General features: G+C 72.4%; 10 protein-coding genes. 5 read left to right on the top strand and 5 right to left on the bottom strand.

The genetic code is table 11. From position 1 onward, the window contains the following. The first annotated feature begins 42 nt into the window (after nucleotides 1–42). Together BJY28_RS11165 and BJY28_RS11160 are read left to right on the top strand one after the other, a co-directional pair. Nucleotides 43–1,578 carry a GMC family oxidoreductase gene (locus tag BJY28_RS11165; protein WP_343037171.1) on the top strand — a complete coding sequence of 512 codons (1,536 nt, stop codon included), beginning with the start codon at nucleotides 43–45 and terminating at the stop codon, nucleotides 1,576–1,578. Between the two features lies 1 nt (nucleotide 1,579). Further along, nucleotides 1,580–4,528, top strand: coding sequence for an FAD-binding and (Fe-S)-binding domain-containing protein (locus tag BJY28_RS11160; RefSeq protein ID WP_343037075.1), 2,949 nt, complete (start codon nucleotides 1,580–1,582; stop codon nucleotides 4,526–4,528). Nucleotides 4,529–4,778: 250 nt separating this feature from the next. On the opposite strand, the gene BJY28_RS11155 is transcribed toward BJY28_RS11160, so the two are convergent. Together BJY28_RS11155 and dnaE are read right to left on the bottom strand one after the other, a co-directional pair. Beyond that, nucleotides 4,779–6,950 (bottom strand): S9 family peptidase, encoded by a 2,172-nt coding sequence (locus BJY28_RS11155; protein WP_179463080.1) that lies wholly within the window; start codon nucleotides 6,948–6,950, stop codon nucleotides 4,779–4,781. Further along, a complete protein-coding gene (dnaE, locus tag BJY28_RS11150; RefSeq protein WP_179463079.1) occupies nucleotides 6,947–10,546 on the bottom strand; it encodes a DNA polymerase III subunit alpha in 3,600 nt (1,199 codons plus the stop codon). The genes BJY28_RS11155 and dnaE overlap by 4 nt, the downstream gene beginning before the upstream one ends. Nucleotides 10,547–10,803: 257 nt before the next feature. Between dnaE and BJY28_RS11145 the strand changes: the two genes are divergently transcribed. The 3 genes from BJY28_RS11145 to BJY28_RS11135 all read left to right on the top strand — a co-directional run bounded on the left by BJY28_RS11145 (nucleotide 10,804) and on the right by BJY28_RS11135 (nucleotide 13,295). Next, entirely contained in the window at nucleotides 10,804–12,345 is a 1,542-nt protein-coding gene (locus tag BJY28_RS11145) for an AMP-binding protein (RefSeq protein ID WP_179463078.1), read from the top strand. A 162-nt stretch (nucleotides 12,346–12,507) separates the two neighbouring features. Next, the gene (locus tag BJY28_RS11140; RefSeq protein ID WP_179463077.1) at nucleotides 12,508–13,074 is read left to right on the top strand and encodes a hypothetical protein; all 567 of its coding nucleotides are present in this window, start codon (nucleotides 12,508–12,510) and stop codon (nucleotides 13,072–13,074) included. Beyond that, on the top strand, nucleotides 13,074–13,295 hold the full coding sequence (locus BJY28_RS11135; protein WP_179463076.1) for a helix-turn-helix domain-containing protein: 222 nt from the start codon (nucleotides 13,074–13,076) through the stop codon (nucleotides 13,293–13,295). The genes BJY28_RS11140 and BJY28_RS11135 overlap by 1 nt, the downstream gene beginning before the upstream one ends. Before the next feature lie 29 nt (nucleotides 13,296–13,324). Here BJY28_RS11135 and BJY28_RS11130 read toward each other — a convergent pair whose 3' ends face one another. The 3 genes from BJY28_RS11130 to BJY28_RS16890 form a co-directional block, all read right to left on the bottom strand. Beyond that, a complete protein-coding gene (locus tag BJY28_RS11130) occupies nucleotides 13,325–14,260 on the bottom strand; it encodes an RluA family pseudouridine synthase (RefSeq protein WP_179463075.1) in 936 nt (311 codons plus the stop codon). Further along, nucleotides 14,253–14,741 (bottom strand): signal peptidase II, encoded by a 489-nt coding sequence (lspA, locus tag BJY28_RS11125; protein ID WP_425485707.1) that lies wholly within the window; start codon nucleotides 14,739–14,741, stop codon nucleotides 14,253–14,255. The genes BJY28_RS11130 and lspA overlap by 8 nt, the downstream gene beginning before the upstream one ends. A 104-nt stretch (nucleotides 14,742–14,845) precedes the next feature. Beyond that, nucleotides 14,846–15,529 (bottom strand): TraR/DksA C4-type zinc finger protein, encoded by a 684-nt coding sequence (locus BJY28_RS16890; protein WP_179463074.1) that lies wholly within the window; start codon nucleotides 15,527–15,529, stop codon nucleotides 14,846–14,848. Nucleotides 15,530–15,578: the final 49 nt, after the last annotated feature.

The following is a 15,578-nucleotide window of genomic DNA, read 5'->3' as shown; positions in this document are numbered from 1 at the left end:
ACCAGCGTCACCGGCTTCTCCGTCCCGGAGGACGAACCGGCGGTGGTCATCGTCGGCTCCGGCGCCGGCGGCGGCACCCTGGCCCACGAGCTCACCGCGAAGGGGGTCCCCGTCGTCGTGCTCGAGGCCGGGCCCTACCTGACCCACGAGGACTACACCAACGACGAGTGGGAGGCCTTCAACCAGATGGCCTGGTTGGACCCGCGGACCACCTCGGGCTCGTGGCGGATCGCCCGCGACTTCCCCAACCTGCCGGCGTGGATCGTCAAGGCGGTCGGCGGGACGACCACCCACTGGTCGGGGGCCACCCCGCGCTTCAAGCCGCACGAGCTGCGCGCCCGCAGCGTCTACGGCCGGGTCGACGGGGCGAACCTGCTCGACTGGCCGATCTCCTACGACGACCTGGCGCCCTACTACGACCGCGCCGAGCAGGCGATGGGCTCCACCCACGTGCACGGGCGCCCGCCGCTGCCGGCGAACAACAACTACAAGGTCTTCGCCAACGGCGCCGAGAAGGCGGGCTACCGCTTCTACGCCACCGGTCCGTACGCGACGAACGCCGAGGAGTACGACGGCCGCCCCGCGTCCATCCAGGACGGCTTCAACTTCCAGGGCGACAAGAACGGCTCGAAGTGGTCCACCCTGGTCCGGGAGATCCCGCGGGCCGCGGCCACCGGACGGCTCGACCTGCGGCCCGAGTCGCAGGCCGTGCAGATCACCCACGACGACCAGGGCCGCGCCGACGCCGTGCTCTACCTCGACGCCGAGGGCAACCTGCACCGCCAGGCGGCGCGGCTGGTCTGCGTCGCCGCCAACTCCATCGAGACCCCGCGCCTGCTGCTGCTGTCCGGCACCCCGCGCTTCCCGCAGGGGCTGGCGAACTCCTCCGGCCAGGTGGGGCGCAACTACATGCGGCACACCACCGGCACCGTCTGGGGGCACTTCGAGCAGCCGGTGCGGATGTACCGGGGCGAGACCATGGCCGGGCTCATCGCCGACGAGTCGGTCCACGACCCCGACCGCGGGTTCGTCGGCGGGTACTACATGGAGACGATCTCGCTCGGCCCGGCCTTCATGGCCGCCTTCGTCGACCCGGGGTCGTGGGGTCCCGACTTCGCCGCCCTCCTCGACCGCTACCAGCGCACCGCCGGGATGTGGATCGTCGGCGAGGACATGCCCCAGGAGAGCAACCGGGTCTCGCTGAACACCACGGTCAAGGACGAGCACGGGCTGCCGGTGCCGAACGTGCACTTCGACGACCACCCGAACGACGTGGCGCTGCGCGACCACGGGTACGCCTCCGGGGAGACGGTCTTAGGCGCGGTCGGGGCGACCAGCACCCACCGCACCCCGCCCTACCCCTCGACGCACAACCTCGGCACGGCGCGGATGAGCGCGCGGCCCGAGGACGGGGTGGTCGACGGCTGGGGCCGGGCGCACGACGTGCCGAACCTCTTCGTCTCCGACGGCTCGGTCTTCACCACCGGCGCCGCCGCGAACCCGACCCTGACGATCGTCGCGCTGGCGATCCGGCAGGCCGAGCACATCGCCGACCTGCTGAGCACCCGGCAGCTCTAGCGTGCCGCCGCTGCCGGAGACCGACGCCGGCCTGGCCGACGCCCTGCGCGGGGCGCTCGACCAGGTCGGTCTGCGGGCCACCGACCGGCTGGCCGCGGCGCACGACGCCTCGCACTACCTGCTCACCCCGTCGGCGGTGGTCACCCCCGGCGACGTCGAGGAGGTGGCCGCGCTGCTGCGGGCGGCCCACCGGCACGGGTTCTCGGTGACCTTCCGCTCCGGGGGCACCAGCCTGTCCGGGCAGTCGGTCACCGACGGGGTGCTCGCCGACACCCGGCAGGGATTCCGGGACGTCGAGGTGCTCGACGACGGCGCCCGGGTGCGCTGCGGTCCGGGTGCGGTGCTGCGCAGCGTCAACGCCCGGCTGCGCCGGCACGGCACGGCGCTGGGGCCGGACCCGGCCAGCGAGATCGCCTGCACCATCGGCGGCGTCGTCGCCAACAACTCCTCCGGCATGGCCTGCGGGACCAGCGCGAACACCTACCGCACCCTGGAGTCGGCGGTGCTCGTGCTGCCCAGCGGCACGGTCGTCGACACCGGGGCCCCCGACGCGGACGAGGTGCTGCGCCGCGCCGAGCCCGCGCTGCACGCCGGCCTGGCCCGGCTGCGGGACGAGATCCGGGCCGACCCGGCGGCGACCGAGCGGATCGCCGCGCTCTACGCGATCAAGAACACCATGGGCTACGGGGTGAACGCCTTCGTCGACCACGACGCGCCGGTGCGCATCCTCGAGCACCTGGTCATCGGCAGCGAGGGCACGCTGGCCTTCGTCGCCGAGGCCACCTTCCGCACCGTGCCGGTGCGCCCGCACGCCGCGACCGCGCTGCTCGTCTTCGACGACCTGGCCTCGGCCACCGGCGCCCTGCCGGAGATCGTCGCCGCGGGCCCGGCGACGGTCGAGCTGCTCGACGCCCGCAGCCTGCTCGTCGCCCAGCGCGACCCGGCCTGCCCCGAGGAGATCGCCGGGCTCGACGTCGCCGCGCACTGTGCGCTGCTGGTGGAGCTGCAGGAGGCGGACGACGGGGCGCTGCAGGCCCGGTTGGCCGAGACCGACGGACTGTGGGCCGGCCTGCCGCTGGTGCACGCGGCCACCTTCACCAGCGACCCGACACGCCGGGCGGCGCTGTGGCACGCCCGCAAGGGTCTCTTCACCACGGTGGCCGGCAACCGCCGCTCGGGCACCACCGCGCTGCTGGAGGACATCGCCGTCCCGGTGCCCGAGCTGGGCCCCACCTGCACCGAGCTCACCGCCCTCTTCGACCGGTACGGCTACGCGGACGCGGTGATCTTCGGGCACGCCAAGGACGGCAACATCCACTTCATGATCACCGAGGACTTCGGTGACGAGGATGATCCGGGTGACGGGAGGCTGTCGGTTGAAGGGGGCGACAGGGCGGCGCCCATGACAGCGCCGGGGACGGCTCCCGCGGCAGCGCCGGGGACGGCTCCCATGACTGCGCCGGTGCCGCCCGGGCTGGAGCACCTGCGCCGCTACGCCGACTTCACCGAGGAGATGGCCGAGCTCGTGCTGCGCCGCGGCGGCACGCTCAAGGCCGAGCACGGCACCGGGCGGATCATGGCCCCCTTCGTCCGCCGGCAGGTCGGCGACAACCTCTACCGGGTGATGCAGCAGGTCAAGGCCCTCGTCGACCCGGGAGGCGTCCTCGGGCCGGGAGTGCTCATCACCGACGACCCGCACGCCCACCTGCGCCACCTCAAGACCGCGCCGCCGGTCGAGGACGAGGTGGACCGGTGCGTGGAGTGCGGCTACTGCGAGCCGGTCTGCCCCAGCCGCGACCTCACCCTCACCCCCCGCGAGCGGATCGTGCTGCGGCGCGAGCTGACCCGCGCCGAGGCCGACGGCGACGACGCGCTGGCCGCGGCGCTGCGCGCGGAGTACGCCTACGACGGTGTGCAGACCTGTGCGGTCGACGGGATGTGCCAGACCTCGTGCCCGGTGCTCATCAACACCGGCGACCTGGTGCGCCGGCTGCGGGCCGAGGAGACCGGCGGTGCCGAGTCGCGCGCCTGGCGCAGCGCAGCGCAGCACTGGGGTCTGGTCACCCGGGCCGGCGGTGGTGCGCTCACCGCGGCCGCCGCGCTCCCGTCGGTCGTGGCGGGCGGCGCGAGCACCTTGGCCCGTGGGGTGCTGGGCGCCGAACGGGTGCCGCAGCACTCGGCGGACCTGCCAGCCGGCGGTCGGTCCCGCCCGGAGATCTCCGACGCGGGCGCCGAGGCGGTGTGGTTCCCCAGCTGCACCTCGACCCTCTTCGCTCCTGTCGACGGTGGCCGCGGGGTGGCCGACGCGGTCCAGCGGATCTGCGCAGCAGCGGGGGTCAGGATCCGCACCCCTGACGGGATCGGTGGGCTGTGCTGCGGGACGCCGTGGAAGTCGAAGGGGCAGCGGGCCGGGCACGAGGCGATGCGTGCGCGGGTCCTGGGCGCCCTGAGGGAGGCCACCGACGGCGGGGCGCTGCCGGTGCTCAGCGACGCCAGCTCATGCACCGAAGGGTTGCGTGAGCTGCTCGGGGTGGGCGACGGCGCCCCGGACCTCGTCGTGGTCGACGCCGTGGCCTTCGTCGCCGAGCGCGTCCTGCCGACGCTGCTCGCGCAGGGGCGTATCGCCCGCACGCTGCCGTCGCTGACCCTGCACCCGACGTGCTCCTCGACCCGGCTCGGGCTGGACGCGCACCTGCGGACGGTCGCCGAGGCCGTGTCCGAGGAGGTGGTCGTCCCGGACTCCTGGGGGTGCTGCGCCTTCGCCGGGGACCGCGGCATGCTGCACCCCGAGCTCACCGACGCCGCCACGGCGCAGGAGGCCCGCGAGGTAGCCGCGCTGGGCTCGGCGGCGCACGCCTCGGTCAACCGCACCTGCGAGATGGGCATGACCCGGGCGACAGGTGAGAGCTACCGGCACGTCCTCGAGCTGCTGGCGGACGCCCTGGTCTGACCCGGCGCGATCTGCCCGGGCATTTGCGGGGGCCGATGCGAATTTGCCCGGGCAGCTGCGGGGGCCGATGCGAATTGCCCGGGCAGCTGCGGGGGCCGATGCGAATTTGCCCGGGCAGCTGCGGGGGCTGGCGCGAATCGCGTGTGCCAGGACCGCGCATGTCCGCCAGGACCGCGCGCGCAGGCGGGCGAGCGCGACAGTCCTAGGACTGTCGGGCTACCGAGGCGGTGGCGCGGGCCTGGCAGGGGGATCAGCCGCGCGGCAGCGGCTCGGTGGCGCCGATCTGGTCGAGCACGAAGGACCAGTCCGCGGCGGTCTCCCGCCACGCGTCGTAGCGCCCGGAGCGGCCGCCGTGCCCGGCGGACATCTCGGTGCGCAGCAGCACGGGACGGGCCAGCGGGTCGTTGGTCACGGTGCCGCGCAGCCGAGCCACCCACTTCGCCGGCTCGGTGAAGGAGACCCGGGTGTCGTGCAGCGAGGTGGTCGCGAGGATCGCCGGGTACTGCCGGGCGGCGACGTTCTCGTAGGGGCTGTAGCCGCGCATCACCTGGTACACCTCGGGGTCGGCCAGCGGGTTGCCCCACTCGTCCCACTCCCCCACGGTCAGCGGCAGCTCGGGCCGCAGGATCGTCGTCAGGGTGTCGACGAAGGGGACCTCGGCCAGCACCGCCCGGAAGCGGTCCGGGGCGAGGTTGGTCACCGCCCCCATGAGCAGCCCGCCGGCCGAGCCGCCCTCGGCGGCCAGCCGGTCGGGGGCCACCCAGCCGCTCTCGTGCAGCCAGGCGGCGCAGTCGACGAAGTCGGTGAAGGTGTGCGGCTTGTCCAGCAGCCGCCCGTCCTCGTACCAGCCGCGGCCCATCTCGCCGCCGCCGCGCACGTGCGCGACCGCGTAGACGACGCCGCGGTCGAGCAGCGAGAGCCGTGCCACCGAGAAGTACGGGTCCATGCTGATCTCGTAGCTGCCGTAGCCGTAGATCAGGCCCGGGCTGGTGCCGTCCGGGACCGTCCCCCGCCGGGTGATCAGCGAGACCGGCACCTGGGTGCCGTCGCGGGCGGTGACCCACTCGCGGCGCTGCTCGTAGTCGTCGAGGTCGACGTTCTCCACCGGGTGCCGGCGCAGCAGCACCAGCTCGTCGGTGGCTGCGCCGTCGGAGGACACGTCCATGCCCAGCACGAGGTCGTAGATCGCCCGAGGGCTCACCCAGGACTCGTGGCTCACCCGCAGCCGGTCGGTGTCCGGGTCGGCTGCGCCGAGCACGCTGACCGTGGCCATCGGGTCGTCGCCGACGACCACCTCGCGGGCCGGGCCGTAGTCCTGCGGCGACGGCGTGCCGGAGCGCGTGACCCGGGGCAGCAGCCGGGCCGACGGCACACCGCCCCGGCGCAGAGTGAGCACGGCGACGTCGTCGTAGGCGTCCACCCCGAGGAAGCGCTCCCCCTCGCCCGCATCCAGCAGCGGCTGCCACTGCTCTCGGCTGGTCGCCTCGAGCGGCGCCCAGGCGAGGTCCCACTCGCGCTGCCGGGCGTTGTGCACCACGAGCAGGTGGTCCCCGGCCGGCTCGACGTCGTACTCCACCCCGGGCTCGCGGGGCGAGACGCAGCGCAGCGGCCCGGTCGGGTCGTCGGCGTCGAGCAGGTGCACCTCGCTGGTGGTGCGGCTGCCCAGCCCGAGGATGATCCAGCGGTCGTCCCGGCTCCGGTCGATGCCCAGCCAGAAGCGCTCGTCCTCCTCGCGGTGCACGAGCACGTCGCTGGCCACGTCGGCGCCGATCTCGTGGCACCACACCTCGAAGGGGCGCCAGGCCTCGTCCACCCGGACGTAGAGCAGGTGCCGCCCGTCCCGGGAGAAGACCGCGCCGTAGCCGACCCCCCGGACGCTGTCGTCGAGCACCTCGCCGGTGCCCAGGTCGACCACCCGCAGGTCGAAGCGCTCGTCGCCGGTGACGTCCGCCGACCAGGCGAGGCGCCCGTGGTCGGGGCTGATCTCGTAGGCGCCGAGGGCGAAGAACTCCGAGCCGTCGGCGGCGGCGTTCGCGTCCAGCAGCACGCTCTCCCCCGGCAGCGGGCGCTCCGGGTCGAGCTCGGGCACCGCGGCCCGGTCGTGCAGCGGGGCCCGGCAGTAGGTGGGGTACTGCTGCCCCTCGCGGGTGCGGGTGTAGTACCACCACGGCCCGGCCGGCACCGGCACGGTGAGGTCGGTCTCCCGGGTGCGGGAGCGGATCTCGGTGAAGATCGCCTCGCGCACCGGCTCCAGGTGGGCGGTGCGCTCGGCGGTCCAGGCGTTCTCCGCCTCGAGGTGGGCCAGCACCGACGGGTCCTGCGGGTCGCGCAGCCACTCGTAGGGGTCCTCGACGCGGTCCCCGTGGTGGGTGCGCACGTGCTCCCCGGTGGCGGCGACCGGCGGTCCTGCCGGGCTGCTCATCCGCTGACCGCCCGCGCCCCGAGGATGACCTTGAGGTCGCCGATGAGCGCTTCGGTCGGCTCCACCCGGTAGTCCGCGGCGACCGCCATCGTCACCGACCGGCCCGGCTGGACGAGCTTGATCCGCACGTCGGTGCTGCCCGGGTGCCGGGAGAGCACCTGCTTGACCTCCTCGATCCGCCCGTTGGTCGCCCGGGCGTAGTCCAGGGTGAGCACCACCGGCCCGCGCGGCCCGTCGGTCAGCTCCGGGATCTTCAGGTCCTCCGCGTAGATCGAGACCTGCTCGTCGCGCACGTTGATCCGGCCCCGGACCACGGCGACGATGTCCTGGGTGAGCATGGTCTGCACGGTCATGTACGTCTTGGGGAAGAACAGGCACTCGATCGAGCCGGCGAGGTCCTCGACCGTGGCGATCGCCCACAGGTCGCCCTTCTTGGTCCGCTTGACCGAGAGCCCGGTGACCAGCCCGGCGATGGTGACGAAGCCGCCCTCCTTCGCCCCGCCCTCCTGGGTGAGCGAGGTGATCGAGGTGTCCGCGGCCCGCTGCAGCACGTGCTCGACGCCGAAGAGCGGGTGGTCGCTGACGTAGAGCCCGAGCATCTCCCGCTCGTTGCTCAGCTTGGCCCGCTTGTCCCACTCCACCTCGGGGACCGGGCGCAGCCCCATCCCGTCGACGGCGCCACCGGCGGCGGCGGCGTCACCGTCACCGCCGAACATGTCCCACAGGCTGTCCTGGCCGACCGCCTCCTGGCGCTTGACCCCGACGTAGGCGTCGACGTACTCCTCGTGCACCATGACCAGCCCCTGGCGCGGGTGGCCCAGGTCGTCGAAGGCCCCGGCGAGGATGAGCGACTCGATGGTCCGCTTGTTGCACACCACCGCGGGGCACTTGGCGAGGAAGTCCTCGAAGGAGGTGAAGGCCCCCTTCTCCTCGCGGGCGGAGATGATCCCCTCGACGACGTTGCGCCCGACGTTGCGGATCGCGGCGAGGCCGAAGCGGATGTCCTCGCCGACCGCGGCGAAGGTGGCGATCGACTCGTTCACCGACGGCGGCAGCACCTTGATGCCCATCCGGCGGCACTCGCCGAGGTAGAGCGCCGACTTGTCCTTGTCGTCGCCGACGCTGGTCAGCAGCGCCGCCATGTACTCGGCCGGGTAGTTCGCCTTGAGGTAGGCGGTCCAGTAGGAGACCAGCCCGTAGGCGGCGGTGTGCGCCTTGTTGAAGGCGTAGTCGGAGAAGGGGACGAGCACGTCCCAGAGCGCCTTGACCGAGGCCTCGTTGTAGCCGTTGGCGATCATCCCGGCGCTGAACGGCTCGAACTCCTTGTCCAGCACCTCCTTCTTCTTCTTGCCCATCGCCCGGCGCAGCAGGTCGGCGTTGCCGAGGGTGTAGCCGGCGAGCTTCTGGGCGATCTCCATGACCTGCTCCTGGTAGATCACCAGCCCGTAGGTCATCGACAGGATCGGGTCGAGCGCCTCGACCATCTCCGGCTGCAGCTTGCCCTTCAGCTGCGGATCGAGCGGCACGATCTCCTGCCGGCCGTTCTTGCGCAGGGCGAAGTTGGTGTGCGCGTTCACCCCCATCGGGCCGGGCCGGTAGAGCGCCAGCGCCGCGGAGATGTCCTCGAAGTTGTCCGGCTGCATCAGCCGCAGCAGGGTGCGCATGCCGCCGCCGTCGAGCTGGAAGACCCCGAGGGTGTCGCCGCGGCTGAGCAGCCGGTAGGTGCCCGGGTCGGTCATGTCCTTGCTCAGCGCGTCGAGGTCGAGCTCCTCGTCCCGGTTCATCCGCACGTTGTCCAGCGCGTCGTCGAGGATGGTGAGGTTGCGCAGCCCGAGGAAGTCCATCTTAACCAGCCCGAGCGTCTCGCACGTCGGGTAGTCGAACTGGGTGAGCACCTGCCCGTCCTGCAGCCGGCGCATGATCGGGATGACGTCCATGAGCGGCTCGCTGGACATGATCACCCCGGCCGCGTGCACCCCCCACTGGCGCTTGAGGCCCTCCAGCCCGCGGGCGGTGTCGACGACCTCCTGCAGGTGCTTCTCGGACTCCACGAGCTGGCGGAACTCCTGGCCCTCGCCGTAGCGCTCGTGCTCCGGGTCGTACATCTTGGCCAGCGGCACGCCCTTGCCCATGACGTCGGCGGGCATCGCCTTGGTCAGCTGCTCGCCGACGGAGAAGGGGTGGCCCATCACCCGGGCGGCGTCCTTGACCGCCTGCTTGGCCTTGATCGTGCCGTAGGTGGCGATCATCGCCACCCGCTCGTCGCCGTACTTGTCCGAGACGTAGCGGATGACCTCGCTGCGCCGACGCTCGTCGAAGTCGACGTCGAAGTCGGGCATCGACTGCCGCTCGGGGTTGAGGAAGCGCTCGAAGATCAGCCCGTGCGGGATCGGGTCGAGGTCGGTGATGCCCATCGCGTAGGCGCACATCGACCCGGCACCGGAGCCGCGGCCGGGGCCGACCCGGATCCCGTTGCGCTTGGCCCACATGATGAAGTCGGCGACGACGAGGAAGTAGCCCGGGTAGCCCTTGCCGACGATGACGTCGATCTCGTAGTCGGCCTGCTGCTGGGCGTACTCCGGGATGCCGCCGGGGAAGCGCTGCCCCAGCCCGGTCTGGACCTCCTTGACGAACCAGGAGCGCTCGTCCTCGCCCTCGGGCACGTCGAAGCGGGGCATGTAGCGCCCCTCGCCCTCGGTGAAGGAGACCTCGCACATCTCGGCGACGAGCAGGGTGTTGTCGCAGGCCTCGGGCAGCTCGCGCCACAGCTCGCGCATCTCCGCCGGGGACTTGAGGTAGTAGCCGTCGCCCTCGAAGGAGAACCGGTCCGGGTCCAGCAGGGTGGAGCCGGAGTTGATGCACAGCAGCGCGTCCTGGGCGACCGCGTCGTCCTTCTTGACGTAGTGCAGGTCGTTGGTCGCCAGCAGCGGCAGCCCGAGGTCCTTGGCCAGGCGCATGAGGTCCTCGCGGACCCGCCGCTCGATCTGGTTGCCGTGGTCCATGAGCTCAAGGAAGTAGTGCTCGCGGCCGACGATGTCGCGCATGTCCGAGGCGGCCTGGGCGGCCAGGTCGTACTGGCCCAGCCGCAGCCGGGTCTGGATCTCCCCCGAGGGGCAGCCTGTGGTGGCGATGAGGCCCTCGCCGTAGCGCTCCAGCAGCTCCCGGTCGATCCGCGGCCACTTGGCGTAGACCGCGTCCAGCGAGGCCCGCGAGCCCATCGTGAAGAGGTTGTGCATGCCGGTGTTGTTCCGCGCCAGCAGCGTCATGTGGGTGTAGGCGCCGCCGCCGGAGACGTCGTCGCCGCGGGCGGTGCGCTCGTCGCCCCAGCGCACCCGGGTCTTGTCGCTGCGGTGGGTGCCCGGCGCGACGTAGGCCTCCAGCCCGATGATCGGCTTGACGTCGTAGCTCTGGGCCGCCTTCCAGAACTCGTGGGCCCCGAAGAGGTAGCCGTGGTCGGTCATCGCGATCGCCGGCATGCCCATCTCCTGGGCGCTGGCGAACATGTCTTCGATCCGGGCTGCACCGTCGAGCATCGAGTACTCGGTGTGGTTGTGCAGGTGGACGAAGTTCTTCTCGCGGGGCAGGGGCTGAGGCATCGGATGAATCCTACGTCCGCTCCCCCGACAGCCCTACCGAGCGCCCGGGCTCGGCGGAGGGGCCGCCACCCCCTGCCTGGCGGCCCCTCCTCGCCGCGGTCCCTGGCGGGCGGCCGGTGACGGGGGGCCCGTCCGGCGTCGCGGCGTGAGCCCGACGCTATGCAGCCGCAGGCCACGGGGCATGGGTACCGGTACTCAACGCTGCCCCGGAGTCGATAACCTCGGGACGACATCGTCGTCAGCCGCAGGAGGTCGCCTTGTTCGTCCCGATGACCGTGAACCACTTCCTCGACCGGGCCGCCGTCGTCTACGGCGACCGGGTCGCCGTCGTGGACGAGCCGCAGCAGCCGGCCGCGCCCCTGGAGGGGGTCACCTACACCCGGCTGCGCCAGCTGGCCCGCGCCCAGGCGGCGCACCTGGACGCCCTCGGCATCGCCGTCGGCGACCGGGTGGCGGTGGTCTCGCACAACTCGGCGCGCCTGCTGACCAGCTTCTTCGGGGTGGCCGGCTCCGGTCGCGTGCTGGTCCCGGTCAACTTCCGGCTCAGCCCGGAGGAGATCACCTTCATCGTCGAGCACTCCGGCGCCCGGGTGCTCTACGTCGACCCCGAGCTGCGCTCGATCATCGACGAGGTCTCGGCCGAGCACACCTTCGTCCTCGGCGAGGACGAGCACCTCTTCGGCGACGTCGACCCGGCCACCGCGGAGCCGGTGACCTGGGAGCCGGACGAGGACGCGCTGGCGACGATCAACTACACCTCCGGCACCACCGCCCGGCCGAAGGGGGTGGAGATCACCCACCGCAACATCTGGACCAACGCCACCACCTTCGGGCTGCACGTCACCCTCAGCGACCGGGACGTCTACCTGCACACGCTGCCGATGTTCCACGCCAACGGGTGGGGCATGCCCTTCGCGGTCACCGGCGTCGGCGCCCAGCACGTGGTGATCCGCAAGATCGACGGCGCCGAGATCCTGCGCCGGGTGCAGCAGCACGGGGTCACCGTGATGTGCGCCGCCCCGGCCGTGGTCAACGCGGTGCTCGAGGCCGCGGCCACCTGGGAGGGCGAGATCCCCGGCCGGGACCGGGTGCGGATCATCGTCGCCGGCGCCCCGCCACCGACCCAGACGGTGGCCCGGGTGGAGACCGAGCTGGGCTGGGAGTTCATCCAGATCTACGGGCTCACCGAGACCTCGCCGCTGCTGACCGTCAACCGCACCCGCGCCGAGTGGGACGACCTCTCGCCCGAGGAGCGTGCCGCCCGGCTGGTCCGGGCCGGCGCCCCGGCGCTCGGGGTGGACCTCACCGTCTCCGACATGGGCGAGGTGCTGGCCCGGGCCAACCACGTCATGCGCGGCTACTGGGAGCTGCCCGAGGAGACCGCGGCGACCCTCGAGGGCGGCTGGTTCCACACCGGCGACGGCGGGACCCTCGACGACGAGGGCTACCTGAGCATCAGCGACCGCAAGAAGGACGTGATCATCACCGGCGGGGAGAACGTCTCCTCGATCGAGGTCGAGGACACCCTCTTCAGCCACCCGGACGTCGTCGAGGTCGCGGTCATCGGCGTGCCCGACGAGAAGTGGGGCGAGACGATCAAGGCGCTGGTCGTCCTCGAGGAGGGCGCCGAGGCCACCGAGGCCGACCTCATCGCCTGGTGCAAGTCGAAGGTCGCCGGCTACAAGGCGCCCACCTCGGTCGAGGTGCGCGACGAGCTGGCCCGCACCGCCACCGGCAAGCTGCAGAAGTTCAAGCTGCGCGCCCCCTACTGGGAGGGGCGGGACCGCCAGGTGGGCTGAGCTCCGCGCGGCCGGCCGGGCCCGCCGCCCGCTCCCTGTCCCCGACCCCTGACCTCTGACGCCCGTCCCCCACCGTGCTACATTGCTTTTCGATGCATTGTTGTTCGATGTACCGATAGTCGATGCATCACCGGTCAGGCACCAGGAGCGAGGGGACGAGCCATGAGCACCACCACGATCACCAGGACCCGCCGCGACGCGCTGGCCACCGTCTTCGCCTACGCCGTGGCCGGCCTGGCGCTGGTCGCCCACGCCGTCTCGGCCGTCCTCGACGGCTGGCCCTCGGGCGAGGTGGTGCTCGAGGTCACCTCGCGGCCGGAGGGGCTGCGCCAGAGCCTCGTGCTCGACGCCGGTGAGCTGGCCGACGGTGCCCTGGTGAGCCTGCGCGCCGCCGCGGTGACCGAGTGGGCGCTCACCGCGCTCGTGCTGGTCCTGCTCACGACCTGCGTGCTGCGCCTGGTCCGCGGCGAGGTCTTCACCCGCTCCACCGCGCGCTGGGCCAGCGCCGCCGCCTGGGCCACCGCGTCCCTGCTGATCGTCCCGAGCATGCTGCGCCTCGGCGCGACGAACTGGGCGCTGCAGACCGTGCCGGACCCGGACCGCTGGCGGGCGGACCTCGTCGGCGAGCAGTTCTGGTACCTCTACGTCGGGATGATGACGCTGTCCTTCCTGGCGCTGGTGCTGCACCGCGGCGCGCGGATGCACGAGGACCAGGAAGGGCTCATCTGATGCCGCCGGAGGACCACCGCGTCGTCTGCCACCTGGACGCGCTGCTCGCCGAGCGCGGGATGACCCTCACCGAGCTGAGCCGGACGATCGGGATCACCCACGCCAACCTCTCGGCGCTGAAGAACAACCGCGGGAAGGCGGTCCGCTTCTCCACCCTCACCGCCCTCTGCGACGCGCTCGGGTGCTCCCCCGGCGAGCTCTTCACCGTGCGCGGCCGCTGACCCCGCCCTGGCCTGTCGCCTTCTTCGCCTCAGGAGAGGTCGCCCAGGCGCTGCAGCGCCTGCTGCAGGTCCTCGGGGTAGGTGCTCTCGTAGTGCACCTGCTCCCCCGTGCCCGGGTGGGTGAAGCCGAGACCCATGGCGTGCAGCCACTGCCGCTCCAGCCCCAGGCGCGCCGCCAGACCCGGGTCGGCGCCGTAGAGCGGGTCGCCGACGCAGGGGTGGCGCAGGGCGGCCATGTGCACCCGGATCTGGTGGGTGCGCCCGGTCTCCAGGTGCACCTCGAGCAGCGAGGCGTGCCGGAAGGCCTCGAGCAGCTCGTAGTGGGTGACCGCGGCCTTGCCGGAGTCCATGACGGCGAACTTGTACTCGTGCCCCGGGTGGCGGCCGATGGGGGCGTCCACGGTCCCCACGAGCGGGTCCGGCAGGCCCTGCACGAGCGCGTGGTACGTCTTGTCGACGGTACGCTCCTTGAAGGCGCGCTTGAGCACCGAGTAGGCGTACTCGCTCTTGCAGACGACCATGAGGCCAGAGGTCCCCACGTCCAGCCGGGAGACGATCCCCTGACGCTCGCTGGCGCCGCTGGTGCTGATCCGGTACCCGGCCGCGGCGAGCCCGCCGAGCACCGTGGGCCCGGTCCAGCCGACGCTGGGGTGCGCGGCCACCCCGACCGGCTTGTCCACCACGACGATGTCGTCGTCGTCGTGGACGATCCGCATCCCGGGGACCGGTTCGGCGACCACCTGCAGGCTGGGGCTCTCCTGGGCCGAGGGCAGGTCGACCTCGATCATCTGGTCGCCGCTCACCCGCGCCGACTTCGCCGCCGGGGACCCGTCGAGGACGATCCGGCCCTGGCCGGCGAGGTCGGCGGCGCGGGTGCGGGAGAGACCGAAGAGGCGGGCCACGGCGGCGTCGACCCGCTCCCCCTGCAGCCCGTCCGGGACGAGCAGCGTGCGACGGTCACCCATCGTGCTCGCCCCGCTCGGCCTCTCGCTCGGCCCCCCGGTCGGCCGCGTGCCGCACCGGGCGACCGTCGAGGGCGACGTCGCGCAGGCTGAGCCACAGCGCCAGACCGGCGCCCAGCACGATGCCGATGTCGGCGACGTTGCCGACGAAGAGGTCGAGGTAGTCGATGAAGTCGATGACGTGCCCGCTGCCCCCGCCCGGCTCCCGGAAGAACCGGTCGACGAGGTTGCCCAGCGAGCCGCCGAGCACCATGCCCAGCGCGAGACCCCAGCGGGCGGACCCGAGCCGGCGGGCGACGACGACGATCCCGATGGTCACCACCACCGCGACGAGGGTCATCACCCAGGTCATCGAGCCACCGAGGGAGAAGGCGGCTCCGGAGTTGCGCAGCAGCCGCAGCCCGAGCCAGTCGCCGAGCAGCTCGATCGTGCGGCCGTCGTCCAGCGTGGCCAGCGCCCACAGCTTGGTCAGCTGGTCGAGCACGAGGGTGAGCAGGGCGGCGCCGACGAACCAGGCGATTACCGGCCGTCGGGGGGCGGCGGGCGGCTCGTGCTGGTCCGTCGGGTCGGGCTCGGTCCGGTCGGTGATCAGCGACGCTCCTGCTGGCTCTTACAGCTGACGCACAGGCTGGCCCGCGGGTAGGCCTGCAGCCGCAGCTTGCCGATCGGGTTACCGCAGGACTCGCACACCCCGTAGCTGCCGTCGTCGATGCGCTCCAGGGCGTGCAGGTTCTGCAGCAGCACCGCGCGGGCGTTGTTGGTCAGGGTGATCTCCTGGTCACGCTCGTAGCTCTTGGCCCCGGCGTCGGCCTGGTCGTCCCCGGCCCCGTCCAGCGGGTCGCTCATGAGGTCGACGAGGTCGCTCTCGGCGAGCTGGATCTCCTCGCGCAGCCGGGTGACGTCGGCCTCGAGCTCGGCGCGCACCTCGGCCAGCTCGGCCGCGGTCCACGGCGACTCGTCCTCGCGGACGACGAGGCTGGCCGCGGAGGTCTTCGTCGTCGTCGACTTCTTCGTGGCGGTCTTCGTGGTGGACTTCTTCGTGGCGGACTTCTTCGTGGTGGCCTTCGTCGCCGTGGTCTTCTTCGCCGTCGTCGTCGCGCCCTTGGTGGCCTTCGTCGCCGACCCCGTGGACGACGCCTTCTTGCCTGCGGCCTTCGTGGTCTTCGAGGTCTTCGTGCCGGTGCCCTTCGCGGCCTTCGTCGTGGCCTTCTTCGCCGCGCCGCCCGAGGCAGCCTTCGCCGCCGTCTTGGCCGTGCTCTTCTTCGTCGCCACTAGGTGTCCGTCCTCGCAGGAAGGGGGACCCGTGCACCGCCCGGGTCCG

The sequence above is a fragment of the Janibacter alkaliphilus genome (genome assembly GCF_013408565.1).
GTDB classification, from domain to species: domain Bacteria; phylum Actinomycetota; class Actinomycetes; order Actinomycetales; family Dermatophilaceae; genus Janibacter; species Janibacter alkaliphilus.
Note: the sequence above shows the minus strand (reverse complement) of the source record. Positions and strands in the feature narration are given on the sequence as shown.